Source organism: Holdemanella hominis, assembly GCF_014306155.1.
Classification (GTDB): domain Bacteria; phylum Bacillota_I; class Bacilli_A; order Erysipelotrichales; family Erysipelotrichaceae; genus Holdemanella; species Holdemanella hominis.
Genome location: NZ_JACRWH010000050.1, coordinates 1 through 16,273 on the forward strand (window position 1 = coordinate 1; position 16,273 = coordinate 16,273).

Sequence of the window (16,273 nt, forward strand, 5' to 3'; positions counted from 1 at the left end):
TTCTAATCTTTACTGCAAATAATGGTATTTCTAGTATGGAACTTTCTAAAGAATTGAAGGTCAATTACAAAACAGCCTGCTTATTACAGACTAAAGCTCGTATACTTATGAAAAATTCGGATTCAAAGAGATTTTTGGATTCGGATTTTTATGAATCAGATGTAGCCTATACAGGAGCTCCATCACATAACGGAAAGCGAGGGCTGGGTACTGATAAACAGCCCTTTTTAATAGTGCTTTCAACAGAACAAGAAAATCAGTATCCACGTTTTGTTAAGATGCAGGAAGTGACCACAGATTCAAGCAATATCATAAAAGGATGTTTTGAAAAATACGTAAAAATGTCCAAAGAAAGAAAATTGAATACAGACTGCAAAACAACATACAATATCTTAAAAAATAGGATAGAAGTAATTGACTACGATAATGATAACCATCGATTATACTTTCTAAACAAGATCATATCCAATTTAAACAGTCAGTTTATTGATAGATTTCATGGCGTTACCAAAAGAATGTTGCCCTTATATTATTCTGAATTCGAATGGAGATTCAATCACAGGAACTGCAAGTCTATCATGGATAAGATCAAGAATTATATAATGCAATCAAGCATAGCCACTCGAAAGATGATTCGTGATTCAATGGACCAATATGCCACGGCTAGAGGATTGGAAAACACCCAGGGTTGTCAGATGGGTACTCACAAAAATTTTAATTATTTATGAACATATTGATTAACTTCCAAGAATACTGTCATATTTTTGTTGAATCATATCTTGAAATTCTTTTAATATAAACCTTGATGCATTTCTTGAGTTTTCACTTTTTGAATCTTTAGAAAAATATATTTTAGGTACGCTTACTTCAAAAGAGTGATTCCTAACATGACTCCGAAAATAGTGTGGAAAGCCATATTCTACTATACATTGTCCCTCTAGTACACCAAAACTAAATTTATATTGCGCTTGCACTTTCCTTAAAATTAGAAACTCATGATATTTTTTATCTGATATATACTCAATATTTTCTAAAGTCTTGCCTTTTTCACTGTTTATTATGATATTTTTAACCGAACCTCCCATCCATTTCGTATTATCAGGCATATTAACTTTTCTATCCGGACCAATTTCGATATTTTTTACTGCCTCAAAAGATAAAAATCCACTAGGACTATCATTTGCAAGTTGTAGCATAAAAGCGAACCTTTGAGTATTGTTGAACTTGTCTGACGTTATCTCGAATGGACTTTCTTTATTTGATATTTCTCCTAGGATTTGCAAATAATTAGTAACAGTTTTGATTATTTTTTTATTAATAACCTCAGTTTCTGAAGATGTATATTCATTACGGAAACAAATCATACTTTGAGTTGCTGATTTTTCAATTTCGACTCTACCAGTATATCTGCTTTTGTTGTTAGCCCAATCTTTAGTAACATCTTCTCTTATAATTGTATAATCCAATACTAATTTATTTTGATTATCCATATTAAAACTTAAATCAGTATCAAAATCAAAACAATCATATTCATCTATCAAGTCATCTCTTTTGATCAAGTCCTGTGGTATTAAATTATTTAAATTTTTATCTGATTGAGATTTTGCTTTAATGATTTTGGTTTTAAGACTATCTTCTTTTGTCTTTTGCAATTCTTGCAATTTTTCAAATTCCCTTGGGCTTAATATTGATAGAGTCAAAATCGGGATAGATGATTTCTTATCACTATCACCGATATATACCCCTCTTTCGGCAAGAATATTTTTCATATCCGACTCACTGATACAGGATTTGCTTAATAGGGGTTTTAATCTTTCTCCCACTGGCAACAGTGTATCTGTATTAATAGTATCGTTCATTTGTTCACACCTCATCTCTAAAATCTGGATTATAAGTTACAACTGTAATTTTATCAGTAAAACTTGAATCCGCGAATTCTGCTTTACAAGACACAACTGTTTCTTCATGATCGAACTGATGAAAGTCAGGAAAGGCAATTATTATATTTGCCGCCCAATCGGATGTAATTTCTTGTGCTAATCCGATTAGTCGTCTCAGATACTCTTTGCAAAATTTATCTTTTACGAGTAAAAGTAATTTATTTTGATTGTTCTGATTTATTGCCATAGGTAATACATCGGAATTTAAGTATTCAAAAGGAATAACTGACCCACTGTATTTTCGATTTAGATTAGCATTATTTAATCCTGTATTTATATAAAAAAATTTGCAATTCTCTTCTCCATATTTTGCTTTTGCAAAATTAATTGCAGTATAAAGAAATTGTGCACGATTATTATCTATGAGTGCCACAGTATCATAATGGCATTCTTCTCTAAAATAGAAATCGCCAATTTTATCAACTACAGACTCATTTTCTCTTCCGTCATCTCTGTTACGATCAATCCAAAATATCAATGAAGAACATACCCTCTTGTTTGTACCTGGAATTTTTCGTTTTGCTATTTCGCAACATGGATAACACTCACTTGCAAAAGCGATGTCCATCAAAAATTCTTTAAACTTACTTTTTATTCCATCTTCTGTTTTGGGATAACCATTGCGACATTTTACGCTTATTAAAACATCGTGTCGTGTTGTATCCCTAAGAGGTGACTTATACTTAAAAACATAATCAATCCCATGTTTTTCTGACTTATCCGCATTTTGTTTTTTGTGGGTATCTTGATGAACACAAGGAACCGTTACGCCACTAATACAGTCTTTCCATCCAAAAATTTCTAATAGATTTTTTACTATTTTTTCTCCATATTCGCCTGAACTTTTTGCTTTTTCTCCGCCTGCCATTTTAATATCTCCTTACTTTTCGTTAGTATAATATATCTTGTAATATCGCATCTTCTTTTTTGCATCATATCCCTGCTCAATAATTTCCTCAACCGCACTTATTTTAGAAGGAATCTTTATTTCAATATCAGAATCTAATTTTATAAAATTCCGTATCTTTTTTTTTGCTTCTGTAACAGCTTGCTTTGATATCTCAAATGACTCTCCAAATTTGAATTCTAAATCATTATCTTGTATATATGACTTAAAAGCTTGGCAGTGATTTTCATTTTCACAAGCATGATTTGCAAAATCATCAAATTCAAAATTATCATGAGATTCAAGATACTGTACAGAATTATTCAAAAACGATATTTTGCTTGTTTTTTCCATATCGGATGATTTGCTTAGAAACTTTTTACATACATTTAAAACATTAGAAGTGTTTGCGTAAGCATCTTCAATTTCAGTAACTCTCAAAAAATCATTCTTCCAATATAGTGCATCATTACGACTTGTATCAACTATATATACTTTTTCGGGGATTTTCCGCTTAAAATCAAATATTAAACATCCTTTATCTAATTTTTTTGTATTAATTCCTTTTTTACACGAAACATCAAAAGAACCTTGGTGTTCTTTAATATTCAGATAAAAATCCTTTGTTTCCGATTTAAATATCCCAATTGCATTTGTTTCGTATCCATCGATTGTGCAGTCGTTAATAAATGCAATATACAACTCTCCTCGTTTTATGTTTGGATGAGTCGAGACTTCATACAAGTGTTTTGCAATATTTTTTGATTGTTCTATAAATGTATTTGGTGATTGGAATATTGTAGAAGAGTACATATAAAGTTCATTCAAACTAAGGTTTGTCTCATGAGAAAACTGATAAGATAATTCAAAACTAAACGATGAGAAAAAATATTCTTTTATATATTGTTCAGTAACATCATTACTAATAGTCGAACTAGTATCCGTCAGAACAAGTTCCTCGTCTTTACTTTTATTTCCGACCACGTGTACAGCCAAATCTAAGATTTTAGCATTTGAAAAATCAATCATCTATAATCCTTCTTTCTTTATTGAACTAACACACTCTAACGAGTGTGTGGCTTTTTTTAAAGCCTAGTTATCATCTGTATCTTATTCTATCATAATTTTGCCTTTATTTTTTGAAAGGATATTTTAATCCAAAAATAAAAATGAGTATTCCATGGTGACGGAGCCACCCAATCCATTTTGAATGATACTTTTCTATGCATAAACCTAAACAGTAATGGAACAAAATCATGAATAACATTAAGAATACATATTTAGGCTCTCCATATGCATAGAATAATAAACTCATGACAAACAAAAAAATATTCTTACCCTTTGTACGTGCAATTGACGGCTAATTCGGTGCGCCTCTAGCGGTCATACCGGTTTCGAATGACGTTTGAATCGGTGCAACATGACGTACAACCGGTGTAATAGGACCTCCTTAATGCTATAGTTTGACTGTAGTGAAAGGAGGTCTTTTTGTATGCAGAAAAGCACTACAATTATTGGGGTTCTTGAAATGTTAGAAGATGGTTTTTCTTATAGCGACATTCGTACAAGATATTCGATTGGTAACAGCACTATCACTGACATCAAGAAAAAGTTTAAGACAATGGATGTAACTCTTAAGCAACTTCATTCTATGACACCAAAACTGATTGAACAAATGTTCTATCCGAATGCACATCCTAGAAAGGAAGCTCCGTTACCGGATTTTGAGAAAGTCTATAAAAAGCTTACAGATAAAAATTCCAGGGCAAATTTGTATTTTATTTGGATTGACTATAAGAAATTATATCCAGATAGCTATCAGTACACGCAGTTTAAACATTACTTTAAACAATGGCTTGATGAGAATCATTTGGAAAACAATCTTAGAATGGCAATCAACAGAGTTCCTGGTGAAATTATATATATAGATTGGGCTGGAGATACTTTGGATCTTGTATATACTGATGTGCCTGGTGAACTTCAGACAGCTCATTTTTTTACAACAACCTTAGGTGTGAGTAGTTGCTGCTTCATCATGACTTTTCCAAATGAGCAGACACCAAACTTTCTTCAGGGTACTATAGAAGCATTAAACTTCTATGGTGGTGTCCCTAAAATTCTAAAGCCCGACAATACAAAGGCTGCTTCTATTAAAAACACAAAAGATGTATTGATTTTAAACAAGGTCTATGAAGATTTGCAGGATTACTACAATACTGTAATTGTTCCAGCTCCTCCGTTAAAGCCTCGTGCAAAATCTTCGGTAGAAAATAATGTCAAATGGATAGAAACACATCTTTTGGAAAAATTGAAAGGACGTCGTTTTTCCAGTTTTTCAGAACTGAATGCAGAAATATCTATAATCACAGACGAATTGAACAATCGAGAATTTTCTAAAGGAAAAGGAAACAGAAAAGAATTGTTTGATAAATATGACAAGCCTGCTTTAAAGCCACTACCACATGAATCTTTAAAGCCATATACATATGTAATCAAAACTGTTCCTAATAATTATCATGTTGAATATGATCATCATTACTATTCTGTTCCCTATACTTATTATAAACAGGAAGTTACATTATAAACAGGAAGTTACATTAAAAGCTTCATATTTCGATATTATTATCTGCGATTCTATGAACCATCTGATCTGCACGCATAAGCGTGCTTATAAACCATTTCCAAAATATATAACGAAAGAAGAGCATATGCCTGAGAGTCATCGTTATTACTACCTGGAAAATAAAATGAATGCAGAAGCATACAAAAGTTGGGCAAAGAGCTATGGTCCAAATGTTTACGAATTTATTTGTAAGGTTATTGGTACATTTCGTTATGAAGAACAATCTTATAAGAGCTGTAATGGAATTCTTCATATGTGTAAAAACAATCCAAAAACATTTTCAGATACAGCTGCCAAAATTTGTCTGGAATCGCATATTTATACCTATACAGATTTTAAAAAGATGCTTACTAAATTAATCAATGAAAAGAAAACAAATCGTTCGGAAACTCTTCCAGAACATAAGAATATTAGGGGTAAATCACATTATGAATAAAACTGAAATCAAAGAAGAACAAGCGATTTATATGGATCTATATGAAAAATTAAAATCCATGAAATTTTCAGGTATGGCAGAAGAACTTCGTCTTCAACTTGAAAATCCAAACAGCGATTTAGAATCTTTTCAGGATCGTTTTGAAAAGTTGGTCACAGCTGAATGGAACCTAAGATACAACAAGAAATTTCAGCGTTATTTGAAAAAAGCTAAACTGAAAATCCCTGGAGCAACATTTGATGAGAAGCTTTATAATCCGGATAGACAACTTGATATACCAACAATCGAAAAGCTGAATACTTGTATATGGATAGATGAAGGAAGAAATCTAGTGGTTACAGGAATGACAGGGACAGGAAAAACATATTACGTGAATGCCTTGGCAGTTGCAGCTTTGAAACAATTCAAAGAAGTAAGATATTATTCTGCTTCCAAACTCTTACTGGAACTCAGTGCTCATGAACAAGTGGATGATTCAATTAAATTCTTAAGTATTATGGAAAATATAGCACAAGTAGATTTATTGATTATAGATGATTTTGGACTTATGAATCTTGATGTCGAGAAATGTAGACATCTATTTGAAATCCTTGATTCAAGAGAGAGTAGAAAATCGACAGTGATAGTTTCTCAAATCCCAGTAAAAGAATGGTACGATTTATTTAAGGATTGTACATACGCTGACGCGTGTTTAGATCGAGTTCTATGTAAAGCATATCGTTTAGAATTCAAAGGTGAATCACTAAGAAATCAAAAATTTTGACACACCGACTGACCGCTACAGATACACCGATGGTGCGCTACACGCGCACCATTTTTCCGTCATATGCAGTCATTCAATGTATGAAATGAGTTTGTATATCCTCAACACCACAAAGCCTTACTGTGATGATGAAAACAATTATGAGGTGTATTGTTTGTCTGCCCTGTGGAATTTTAGGAAGCCAAAGAAAAGCTCAGTATCGAAAAAGAGGAAGATTTTGAAATTAAAGTCTAAAGGATATTAATTATAAACCTGACCGTGAAATCAACAGAGGCTTGATAGAAGAATTGAGTACAAATGAATATATCCAGCAGAAACTGAACATTATTTTGATCGGTGCATCTGGATCTGGAAAGACTTGTATTTCAAACGCTTTTGGGGTTAATGCATGCATGGAGAGATATAGAGTTCAATATATTCGTTTGCCTGATTTGTTTCAGGAAATTGAAGAAGCCAAGATTCAAGGACATTACAAAAAATACATGAAAAAAACTTTCCAAAGTTGATTTATTGATTCTAGATGAATTCTTATTAACAAACATCAGTGAAGGTGAACGAAACGATTTATTTGAAGTGATACAATCAAGAACTGATAAAAAATCAACGATTTACTGCATTCAATTGGCTCCTGAAGGCTGGCTAGGCAAATTAGGCGATGGGCCACTCGCTGACGCCATTCTAGATCGTATTAGAAACTCATCATATACAATTCTTTTAAAAGGCAGATCTCTTCGAGAGGATTATTCAAAAATCAAATAATAAAAATGAGAGTCATTTCATTAAACTGAAGTGGCTCTCTTCGTGGATTTAGTGGCTCTGAGCAATGGATTGCATGGCTCTGTCCAAATGGATCCGGTGGCTCCGCCACCTTGGAATACTCAGTGCACTATGCGCTTACTATTTATCTTGCATTCCTAATTTGTATAATAACACAATTTAAAACAAGCCAGAATTATCCCCAGCTTGAATAATTATTCTTTGATCATGTCCATTAAAACTTCTTTAATTTGAAGTTTGTCATCTGTTTGATTCATTAATTCTTTTAGCTTATTTAATTTAGAATCTACTTCTTTTGAATCAATATCCATCTTTTCGTGTACAAAGATTAAATTATTGTCTGTCTTATGGCATTCTTCCATTTCTAAAGCTAATTCTTCAAACATCTTTTCTCCAGGACGCAATCCAATTTCTTGAATTTCAATATCTCTTCCTGGTACAAGTCCTGCCAATCGAATCATTTTGTCGGCTAAATCCCAGATTCTGACTGGTTTTCCCATATCTAATACAAAGATTTCTCTTTCATTCGCATAGAAGCCTGCTTGTAGTACTAATTGGGCTGCTTCTGGAATAGTCATAAAGTAACGTTTAATGTCTTTGTGTGTTACAGTGACTGGACCTCCATTTTTAATTTGTTCTTTAAAGATAGGAATAACAGAACCATTGGATCCTAATACATTACCAAAGCGTACAGCCGCCATATGAATACCACCCTTAGTATTTCTTGATTGCATATACATTTCTGTCATACGCTTAGTAGCACCCATTACGTTTGTTGGATTTACCGCTTTATCTGTTGAAATCATAATAAAGCGAGATATACCACAGTCGCAACAAGCATCTATCACATTCTTTGTTCCAAAGATATTATTTCTAATAGCTTCTGTAGGACGATCTTCCATTAAAGGTACGTGTTTATGTGCTGCCGCATGATAAACTACATCCGGGTTATAGTTTCTCATAAGCTTATAGATTTCTTCTCTTTCACGAATGGAAACAATTAAAGATTCTAATTGAATAGAATCATTCATCTGTTTCTTTCGTTTCATGACTAAGAATTCTTGTTTAAGCATATATAGTGCATTTTCATTAATATCTACCATAATCAATTTAGAAGGATTGAAATGAATAATTTGACGACACAATTCAGAACCAATAGATCCACCGGCTCCGGTAACACAAACTACTTTATTCGTAAGATAAGAACCAATCTGATCGACTTTTAAGTCAATGCTAGGACGGTTTAATAAATCCTTGATATCAATATCTTCAAATGAAATATGATTACTCTCGTCATTTCCAACAAAGATATGCATGATTTTTGTTGGAATAGAAGTGGATGTACATAAATCTAAGATTTCTTGTTTTCTTTCGTCACTTACAGAAGAAATTGTAATAAAGATACAATGAACATTGTTCTCTTGACAAATACGCTCTACTTCAGAAACCGTTCCAAGTACTGGTTTACCACTTAGCATAGTCCCCTTTTTCTTAAAGTCATCCAAGAAACCAATCACATTGTATGGATAGGCCATATTATGATAAATTTCATTCATCAATAAATATCCACCATTACCAGCTCCTACAATCAAACAATTATCCACTCTGTCCACATCGACTATATAGCGTCTTGCCATTCTATATAGCATTCTTGCCCCTAAAAGAAATATAAAACATAACAATTCAGCTAGTGCGATTAATTCTATACTAAATAGATCAACTTTTATAACGAAATAAGACATGATTAAAAAACACACAAAACAACTTAAAAATGTACGTATAATTTCATTTGGCCCTGTATATGTCCATAATGACATTTGTGTTTTAAACAATCGTAGAACAATAAAGTGTAGAAGCAACATGAATATTAATCCAAGACTTAACATCTTTGTCAGAGCGATTGTTTTCTCATTAATAAAGAAATTATTTTGAATCATGTATGCCACTAAATAAGAGAACATGACAATACATACATCAATGAGTGATATTAGAATTCCTCTATATTTTTGGTATATATTTGATTTGTATAAACTATTCATATGTTAAAAACCTCTTTTACATTTCTTTATTATAACTTAAAACATATAAAAAGTAAAAAAGCCATCTCTTTACGAAATGGCTAGTGGTATTCTATCCTGCATAATCCTCAGAATAATAATATTCTGCAGGTTCTTCTGGCTGATAGTAATATTCATCATTTTCCTCATAATAAGGCTCTTCATACGTATAATAATCTTCATCTGTTTCTTCACTATTGTTATTCATCTCAGCAAACTCTTGAGCATTGCCTACTGAGTTATCTTCGCTCGGTTTTTGAGAAAAACCAGAAGTATCTTTTACAGAAGATGCCTTTTTACCATCCAAGATAGCTTGAATCTTCCTTCTTGCGATTTCATTCATTTCTTCATTTTGAACAATGACTGAAGCATAGCTAGAAGAAGCATAACAGAATCTAGAATCTGAATCCCCCACAAGTGAATATGATTCAAATTTCCAATCTGGCATATTATTCAATTCATACTTGATAAAATCACTGATTTCATCATTCGATAAGTTTGTATCAAAAGCTACAGCCAATGCATCCATAAACTTACCATAGTTTGTGATCATCTTAGGTGAAATAATACGTTTGATAATAGCTTTAAATACTTTCTGTTGGTTACGAACACGCTGATTATCACCATCCAAATAGGCATGTCTTTCACGCGCAAAGGCTAATGCCGTTTCACCATCTACATGATGTTGACCAACACTTAAACCAGGTTGTCCATTCGCATATAGAATATCAACTTCTTCACCCTTTTGAATATCCAAATCAATTCCATCCAGTGCATCAACTAAGTTTACTACACTAGAGAAGTTAATACGAATATTATAATTGATTTTTATACCCAATGCTTTTTCAATCGTTCTTTCCGTACACTTCACACCCATTAAACCAGAATGCGTTAATTTATCCTTACTATCTTCAGGACAAGCATTATCCCCAGTTTCATCACATACTAAGTCAACATAATAATCACGAGGGATACTCGTCATTAAAATACGACCTGTTTTAGGATTTACCGTCAACAACATATTCGCATCACTACGCGTATTACTATCCTGTAAAGATCCATAAGAATCGTTGCCACTCACTAAAATAGTAAACGCATCTTTAGTAATATTTTTAACAGGATCACTCGGGTTATCTGTCTTGTCTACTTTTGTATATTCTACATTTTGGTAAATTGTTTTCGAATCCGTTTGAAAATTAAAATACGCCTCACTCTCATGTAGAATATCACGATACTTTTCATTTAAACAAATCGCATCGACTTTATCATCATAGAAAGCCGTCATTAAATCATCTAATGAATCATAATCCTTTGTCTTATAAGATATTTTCTTCTTATCTAAAGAATCCAACATACGCTTAGTAGCTTTCTTATCCACACTCAACATTGTACCAATTGTCTTTTTCTTCAAATTATTCTCGTTCTTGATTGAAGAAGCTTTCTTAACAACAATCGAAGTAGTTGTTGCCTTACTATCCGCAAGGCTTGTTACGACATCAAACGTATCTTTTGTCTTAAATAAGAAATAATTGCCATACGCAAGACCAATACACATGCATAAAGATATCAACCCAAATAGAAAACGACTAAAGAACTTCTTAGCCTTAAACCTCATTAAAATAGTCAGAATTAAAGCTAATAGTATAAACACCAATGAAACTAATATTATTAATTTAAAAGGCAATAAATTCAAACGAATCATTTGAAAAATAAATGCACCCAACGCAATAAACATAAATACAGTTAAAAACTTACTGATAGGACGCTTATTTTTCTTCTTTTTCTTTTTCACATTCTGTGAAAGTTTTACATCCTTTTTAGACATAACAAAATCTCCTATAAACTCTTTTTGTAGCTCACATTTATTTATTATATAATAAATGACCATGAGTTGGCAAATTCACACAAAGAGTGCGAGATTACATGAACCTTTCACAACGAAACGCAAATCCTTTAAATCCACCCTGTTTTGCTTCATACAAGTTCTTTTCATAGTTCAATAAATCAGCCTTATACTTATATTCCAATGCCTTCGATGAATAATCATTTAATACATCAAAGAATAACAGAAACAATCCAGCTAATACCAATACACAAGAAGCTAGTATTAACCAAACAACTGGAACAAGCAAATAAATAACATTCAAGATAAGAACACCAGTAAAACAACTAAAAGTAGAAACAAGCAATCCTATATGACATCTATGATACTTCTTGCTTAGTTCTTCAAACTTACGAATATTCGTATGAATTCTATTTTGTATATAATCTGTAGTTTCCATCATAAACAACACCTCACAATGAAATTATACACCTATAAAACAAAAAAAGAGCAAGGATTATATCCTTACTCTACATTATCCGCTGATTTACCTGCAAGAACAGCATTGATTTTATTTTTAGCCGTTGTTACAGTACTTTGATCTGGAACCATTACATAAGCTGCATCACCAAGCTCAGCACACATTAATGTATCTCCAGTACCATTTACCATATATTGTTCCATTTTCCATTTTGGATTACTATTTAATTGATATTTAATCAATGATGAAATTTCATCATTTGACATAGTTGTTGAGAATGTATTTGACATACTATCCATAATAGAAGCATAGTTAGTAACAATTGCAGGACTTGTAATCTTATCAACAACCCCCATTAAAACTTGTTGTTGGTTCTTTGTACGTTGACGATCCCCTTCACTATATGCGTAACGTTCACGAGCATACGCCAAAGCTTGTTCACCATTTAAATGATTCACGCCTTCGTGAACACTAAAACCTTTAAGTTGTAAGAAGTTATTACATGCATAGCCTGGTTCAACATTTACATCAATACCACCAACGGCATCAACAATATCAGTTACTGTATCAAAACCTACTTTAAATGTATAGTTGATTTCAATACCTAAAAGTTTTTCTATAGTACGCTTAGTCGTATTAGTACCATGAATACCTGTATGCGTAATTTTATCTAATTGACCTTCCATACAACCATCACCTGCATCACAAGCTGTTGTTACATAAAAATCACGAGGAACTGATGTCAATAAAATTGTTCCAGTTTTAGGGTTTACTGTAGCTACAATAATTACATCACTACGACCATTTTCGTCAAATCCACCACGCGAATCTGACCCAGAAATCAAAACATTAAAAGGTGTGTTAGTAATATTGCTAACTGCATTTGCCTTATCTCTATTTTCTGTTTTATAATGAGTTTGATATACAATTCTTGTGTTATTGTCAAAATCAGCATATGCTTCCACATCTGTAATTTGTCTACGGCTTGATTCACTAATGATAATTGAATCCACTTCTCCATTGTAGAAAGATTCCAACATTTCAGTTAAACTGCCATATTCTCTTTTTTCCATTTGGATACCAGATTTATTTAGTTCTTTTAAAATCTTCTTAGATCCAGTTGTGTTAATATTAGCCAAAGTACCAACACTATGACCAGCAAGGTCTGTTTTCTTTTTCATGTCACTAGATTGTTTAACAATTACACTAACTGTATTTCTAGAATGTTTAGCAACATTGGTAATATTAGAAAGCAAACCACCTGTTTTCGATATATAGTATCCACCTAAACAAGATCCTAATGATATTGCAATAGTAAAAACAATACAAATGATTTTAGATACAACACCTTTTGTTGAAAAACACAACAACAAGATAAATATCAAATCTAATAATACAAATACAATTGTCATTAAAAACAATAGTTTTGTAGGCAATACATTCAATTTAATAATGTTAAACAACAAATACATTGTTGCAGCAACCAGTAAGATAGAGAAAATAATTCCAAATACCTTACCAACTTTATTTTGTTTCTTATTTTTTTTCATAACAAAAATCTCCTCATGCCCATATATTTTACTACAAAATAATTATATTTACAAAAAAGGAATAGGATATATGCCTATTCCACTTTATTTAATACAGTACCTAATACTTTAGCACCATTTCTTTTTAAACGTTCTATAGACCTTTTAGCTATATTTTTATCTGTTTCAGGTAATGATACAACAAGTATTGTTCCATCCACCAAATGACTTACTGGAATTACATCACTACAGCTTTCTAAACTAGGACAATCCACAATAATAAAATCATATTCAGATTTCATTAATTGCATAAATTCCTTAAAGCTTTGTCCACTCAACAAATCAATTGGATGTTTTCTCTCATTACCTGCTGTAATAACATGTAATTCATTGTCTGAATAGCTATCTTTAATTGCTTTAGTATATTTCAAATAATTTGTATAATCATTATCTTCTAAAATATCTGTTAATCCAAAATCATTTTTTATATTAAAACATTCATGAATGTGTGGATCATTTATATTACAATCCAACAATAATACTTTTCGAGTGTTTGCCACAAAACAATATGCCAAATTAACTGAAATAGTTGTAGCCCCTGCCCCATGGTCTGCACCAGTTAAACACACACTATGAATATGTGGATGTTTTTCATTATATTCAATGTTTGTACGTAGTCTACGATATGCCGAACTACTCGATATATTATGTTCCATTATTTTCTCCTATTTCTTCAATGGTATTTCTGCTAAAACATCTACCCCTAAAAACATTTCAGCTTCCTCTGCATTTCTTAAATGTTTATCAAACAAGAAACGTAAAACGACAATACCCACACTAATAACCAAACCAATAAAAGTACCAATCAATGTGTTCTTTTTAACATTCGGACTAACAGGTGTAGTATTAATTTGTGGCTCATTCATTGTAGTTACACTACTTAAGTTTAATTCAGATATCATTGACTTTTTAAATTCATTTACAACATTTTTGACAATACGATACGATAATTTAGGATTATTTGTAGTAGCCTTAATATTGTAATTATACGTATTATTTGAATCTCTTGTTACTTCAATACTTTCGACTAGAGCTGCCATTTCAAAATCAATTCTATTACTTACTCCATTTAACACCTTACTTCCAGTTAAATAAGAAGTATAATCCAAAGAAGTTCCTGCAGGTATAATTGTAATATCTGTATTTGATATATAACTTTTAGGTAAAATGAATTTTGAAACGCCAAACACAACCACTCCACACAATAAAGTTATTTTTACAATAAACATTCTATTTTTAATTATATCCTTCAATAACTCTATCAAATCAATTTCCATTTCATCATTTATATAATCGTTATTCATAAATTATTTCCTTTCTATACTGCTCCTCTACCATATAGCACTTGTTTAATAGTTTTAAATAACAATGTCACATCCAACCAGAATGACCAGTTTCTATAATAATATTCATCCAACACTAAACGATGTTCAAAATCAACATCACTTCTTCCATGACTTTGCCACATACCCGTTATACCAGGCTTACATGCAATAACATCATAATAATAATCTCCCATATCCTCTTTTTCTCTAGGCAAATATGGGCGTGGACCAATTAAAGACATTTGACCTAATAACACATTAATGAATTGCGGAAATTCATCTAAACTCTTTTCACGCAAAAATTTACCGGCACTTGTGATACGTGGATCATTTACTAATTTTTTATTCTTTGTATATTCTTCGCGAATGGCCGGATCTTTTTCCATTAATTCTTCAAGAATCTTATCAGCACCAATAACCATAGTACGGTATTTGAACATTTTAAATTCTTTACCATTCTTACCAATACGATTCTGCGTAAAGAAAATAGGCCCTTTATCTCCTTCTTTACGATTTTTAATGAAGACAAAAATTGTCAATGGTATTAAAAGTAATAAGCCACATAATCCTGCACATATATCCATAATACGTTTTAAAGCATAAGATAAGAAATGTTCTAAGCCACGAGAATTTGAAATCATTAGAATACCGTCAAAATCTTCTACATTTGTATCAAAAGTTACTAAGCCATTAACTTGCGGTAAATACTTAATAACATCCACTTTATTTTTAAATACTTCAAATACTGCATTCAAATCTTCACTATCCATTTCAGGAATCGCAATCAATACAGTATCTATATCTTTTTCTTTGATTACAGAACAAATTGAATCTAAATCAAATGTTTTATTCTCATCTACTACTTGCTCCTGCTGAATATACTTAACTTTTGTTGAATTATTGCAATTCACAAAGCCGATTACATCTAAAAGTGAGTATCCATTTCCAAAACACACCATTCCTAATTTTTCTGCTGTATGTCCAACACCAACAATTAATGTATTATGTTTAAACCATTTTCTAAATATTTTATGAGAATATCTAGAGTTACATCCTGCAAATACAAATAAAACACAAGTTAATAAAATAAATCCAAAGAATTTCTTTATAGTCCAAGTACTAATTGGGAAAACAAGAAAACTTCCAATAAAGAAACCTATATGACTTAATATAATCAAACGAATTTCATCATACATTAATAAAACTTTTCCTTGATATCTTCCAATCAGTATTTGCATTAAAAAATATAATATACATAATTTACAACAAGTCTCTAAACTATATCCAGAAAATTGTATAATAAACATAAAAAAAACAAATTCAATTGTTATTTTTAAACTTCCTATTTTTGACATTAAATCATCAACTCCATATGACCTATTCATTATACTAAAAAAAAAAGAAAAGGACAAACCTTTATGTAAGCGTTAATCATAAAGTATCATTTTCTTATAAAGCTCCTCTTTTGCAAATGGGTGGTAATCATTCGCTTATTTACTATGTTTAGAGCTCATTGCATCCCGATATCGCACTTTTTTGGGCGATAAAACTGCCATTTCAATAAATTTTAACAC

Annotated in this window: 16 protein-coding genes; 6 read left to right on the forward strand and 10 right to left on the reverse strand. The window is 31.6% G+C overall.

Going from position 1 to position 16,273, the window contains the following annotated elements:
* Nucleotides 1-728, forward strand: a 728-nt coding sequence (locus H8911_RS09775; RefSeq protein ID WP_186999524.1) for an IS1595 family transposase, incomplete at its 5' end; no start/stop codon positions are given.
* A gap of 9 nt (nt 729-737) precedes the next feature.
* Here the strand turns inward: H8911_RS09775 and gapS4b are convergent.
* From gapS4b to H8911_RS09790, 3 genes are read right to left on the reverse strand one after another with little or no spacing between them, the layout of a single operon-like run.
* Nucleotides 738-1,859 (reverse strand): GapS4b family protein, encoded by a 1,122-nt coding sequence (gene gapS4b, locus H8911_RS09780; RefSeq protein WP_186999525.1) that lies wholly within the window; start codon nt 1,857-1,859, stop codon nt 738-740.
* Nucleotides 1,860-1,863: 4 nt separating this feature from the next.
* Nucleotides 1,864-2,808 (reverse strand): GapS4a family protein, encoded by a 945-nt coding sequence (gene gapS4a, locus H8911_RS09785; protein WP_186999526.1) that lies wholly within the window; start codon nt 2,806-2,808, stop codon nt 1,864-1,866.
* Nucleotides 2,809-2,820: 12 nt separating this feature from the next.
* A complete protein-coding gene (locus tag H8911_RS09790; RefSeq protein ID WP_186999527.1) occupies nt 2,821-3,855 on the reverse strand; it encodes a nucleoid-associated protein in 1,035 nt (344 codons plus the stop codon).
* 463 nt (nt 3,856-4,318) lie between these two features.
* Between H8911_RS09790 and istA the strand changes: the two genes are divergently transcribed.
* The 5 genes from istA to H8911_RS09815 all read left to right on the forward strand — a co-directional run bounded on the left by istA (nt 4,319) and on the right by H8911_RS09815 (nt 7,407).
* Nucleotides 4,319-5,410 carry an IS21 family transposase gene (gene istA / locus H8911_RS09795; RefSeq protein WP_186999528.1) on the forward strand — a complete coding sequence of 364 codons (1,092 nt, stop codon included), beginning with the start codon at nt 4,319-4,321 and terminating at the stop codon, nt 5,408-5,410.
* A 124-nt stretch (nt 5,411-5,534) separates the two neighbouring features.
* Nucleotides 5,535-5,885, forward strand: coding sequence for a hypothetical protein (locus H8911_RS09800; RefSeq protein ID WP_186999529.1), 351 nt, complete (start codon nt 5,535-5,537; stop codon nt 5,883-5,885).
* Nucleotides 5,878-6,648: an ATP-binding protein gene (locus H8911_RS09805; RefSeq protein WP_186999530.1), complete on the forward strand. Its 771-nt coding sequence runs from the start codon at nt 5,878-5,880 to the stop codon at nt 6,646-6,648. The genes H8911_RS09800 and H8911_RS09805 overlap by 8 nt, the downstream gene beginning before the upstream one ends.
* 275 nt (nt 6,649-6,923) lie before the next feature.
* Nucleotides 6,924-7,154 carry an ATP-binding protein gene (locus H8911_RS09810; RefSeq protein ID WP_222621011.1) on the forward strand — a complete coding sequence of 77 codons (231 nt, stop codon included), beginning with the start codon at nt 6,924-6,926 and terminating at the stop codon, nt 7,152-7,154.
* 4 nt (nt 7,155-7,158) lie between these two features.
* On the forward strand, nt 7,159-7,407 hold the full coding sequence (locus H8911_RS09815; RefSeq protein WP_186999531.1) for an ATP-binding protein: 249 nt from the start codon (nt 7,159-7,161) through the stop codon (nt 7,405-7,407).
* Nucleotides 7,408-7,619: 212 nt separating this feature from the next.
* Here the strand turns inward: H8911_RS09815 and H8911_RS09820 are convergent, their stop codons facing one another.
* The 7 genes from H8911_RS09820 to H8911_RS09850 all read right to left on the reverse strand — a co-directional run bounded on the left by H8911_RS09820 (nt 7,620) and on the right by H8911_RS09850 (nt 16,054).
* Nucleotides 7,620-9,464: a polysaccharide biosynthesis protein gene (locus tag H8911_RS09820; RefSeq protein WP_186999532.1), complete on the reverse strand. Its 1,845-nt coding sequence runs from the start codon at nt 9,462-9,464 to the stop codon at nt 7,620-7,622.
* A 91-nt stretch (nt 9,465-9,555) separates the two neighbouring features.
* The gene (locus H8911_RS09825; protein ID WP_186999533.1) at nt 9,556-11,307 is read right to left on the reverse strand and encodes an LCP family protein; all 1,752 of its coding nucleotides are present in this window, start codon (nt 11,305-11,307) and stop codon (nt 9,556-9,558) included.
* Between the two features lie 94 nt (nt 11,308-11,401).
* A complete protein-coding gene (locus H8911_RS09830; protein ID WP_186999534.1) occupies nt 11,402-11,767 on the reverse strand; it encodes a hypothetical protein in 366 nt (121 codons plus the stop codon).
* Between the two features lie 62 nt (nt 11,768-11,829).
* Nucleotides 11,830-13,335, reverse strand: coding sequence for an LCP family protein (locus tag H8911_RS09835; RefSeq protein ID WP_186999535.1), 1,506 nt, complete (start codon nt 13,333-13,335; stop codon nt 11,830-11,832).
* Nucleotides 13,336-13,409: 74 nt separating this feature from the next.
* Nucleotides 13,410-14,030: a CpsD/CapB family tyrosine-protein kinase gene (locus H8911_RS09840; RefSeq protein WP_186999536.1), complete on the reverse strand. Its 621-nt coding sequence runs from the start codon at nt 14,028-14,030 to the stop codon at nt 13,410-13,412.
* Between the two features lie 9 nt (nt 14,031-14,039).
* A complete protein-coding gene (locus H8911_RS09845) occupies nt 14,040-14,678 on the reverse strand; it encodes a YveK family protein (RefSeq protein WP_186999537.1) in 639 nt (212 codons plus the stop codon).
* Nucleotides 14,679-14,692: 14 nt separating this feature from the next.
* Nucleotides 14,693-16,054 (reverse strand): exopolysaccharide biosynthesis polyprenyl glycosylphosphotransferase, encoded by a 1,362-nt coding sequence (locus tag H8911_RS09850; protein ID WP_186999538.1) that lies wholly within the window; start codon nt 16,052-16,054, stop codon nt 14,693-14,695.
* Nucleotides 16,055-16,273: the final 219 nt, after the last annotated feature.

Excerpts from the sequence above, each read along its gene's own strand:
- H8911_RS09835 (WP_186999535.1), bottom strand. The coding sequence starts at position 13,335 with ATGAAAAAAAATAAGAAACAAAATAAAGTTGGTAAGGTATTTGGAATT.
- H8911_RS09840 (WP_186999536.1), bottom strand. The coding sequence starts at position 14,030 with ATGGAACATAATATATCGAGTAGTTCGGCATATCGTAGACTACGTACA.
- H8911_RS09850 (WP_186999538.1), bottom strand. The coding sequence starts at position 16,054 with ATGTCAAAAATAGGAAGTTTAAAAATAACAATTGAATTTGTTTTTTTT.
- H8911_RS09800 (WP_186999529.1), top strand. The coding sequence starts at position 5,535 with ATGCCTGAGAGTCATCGTTATTACTACCTGGAAAATAAAATGAATGCA.
- H8911_RS09790 (WP_186999527.1), bottom strand. The coding sequence starts at position 3,855 with ATGATTGATTTTTCAAATGCTAAAATCTTAGATTTGGCTGTACACGTG.
- gapS4a (WP_186999526.1), bottom strand. The coding sequence starts at position 2,808 with ATGGCAGGCGGAGAAAAAGCAAAAAGTTCAGGCGAATATGGAGAAAAA.
- istA (WP_186999528.1), top strand. The coding sequence starts at position 4,319 with ATGCAGAAAAGCACTACAATTATTGGGGTTCTTGAAATGTTAGAAGAT.
- H8911_RS09845 (WP_186999537.1), bottom strand. The coding sequence starts at position 14,678 with ATGAATAACGATTATATAAATGATGAAATGGAAATTGATTTGATAGAG.
- gapS4b (WP_186999525.1), bottom strand. The coding sequence starts at position 1,859 with ATGAACGATACTATTAATACAGATACACTGTTGCCAGTGGGAGAAAGA.
- H8911_RS09805 (WP_186999530.1), top strand. The coding sequence starts at position 5,878 with ATGAATAAAACTGAAATCAAAGAAGAACAAGCGATTTATATGGATCTA.
- H8911_RS09820 (WP_186999532.1), bottom strand. The coding sequence starts at position 9,464 with ATGAATAGTTTATACAAATCAAATATATACCAAAAATATAGAGGAATT.
- H8911_RS09825 (WP_186999533.1), bottom strand. The coding sequence starts at position 11,307 with ATGTCTAAAAAGGATGTAAAACTTTCACAGAATGTGAAAAAGAAAAAG.
- H8911_RS09830 (WP_186999534.1), bottom strand. The coding sequence starts at position 11,767 with ATGATGGAAACTACAGATTATATACAAAATAGAATTCATACGAATATT.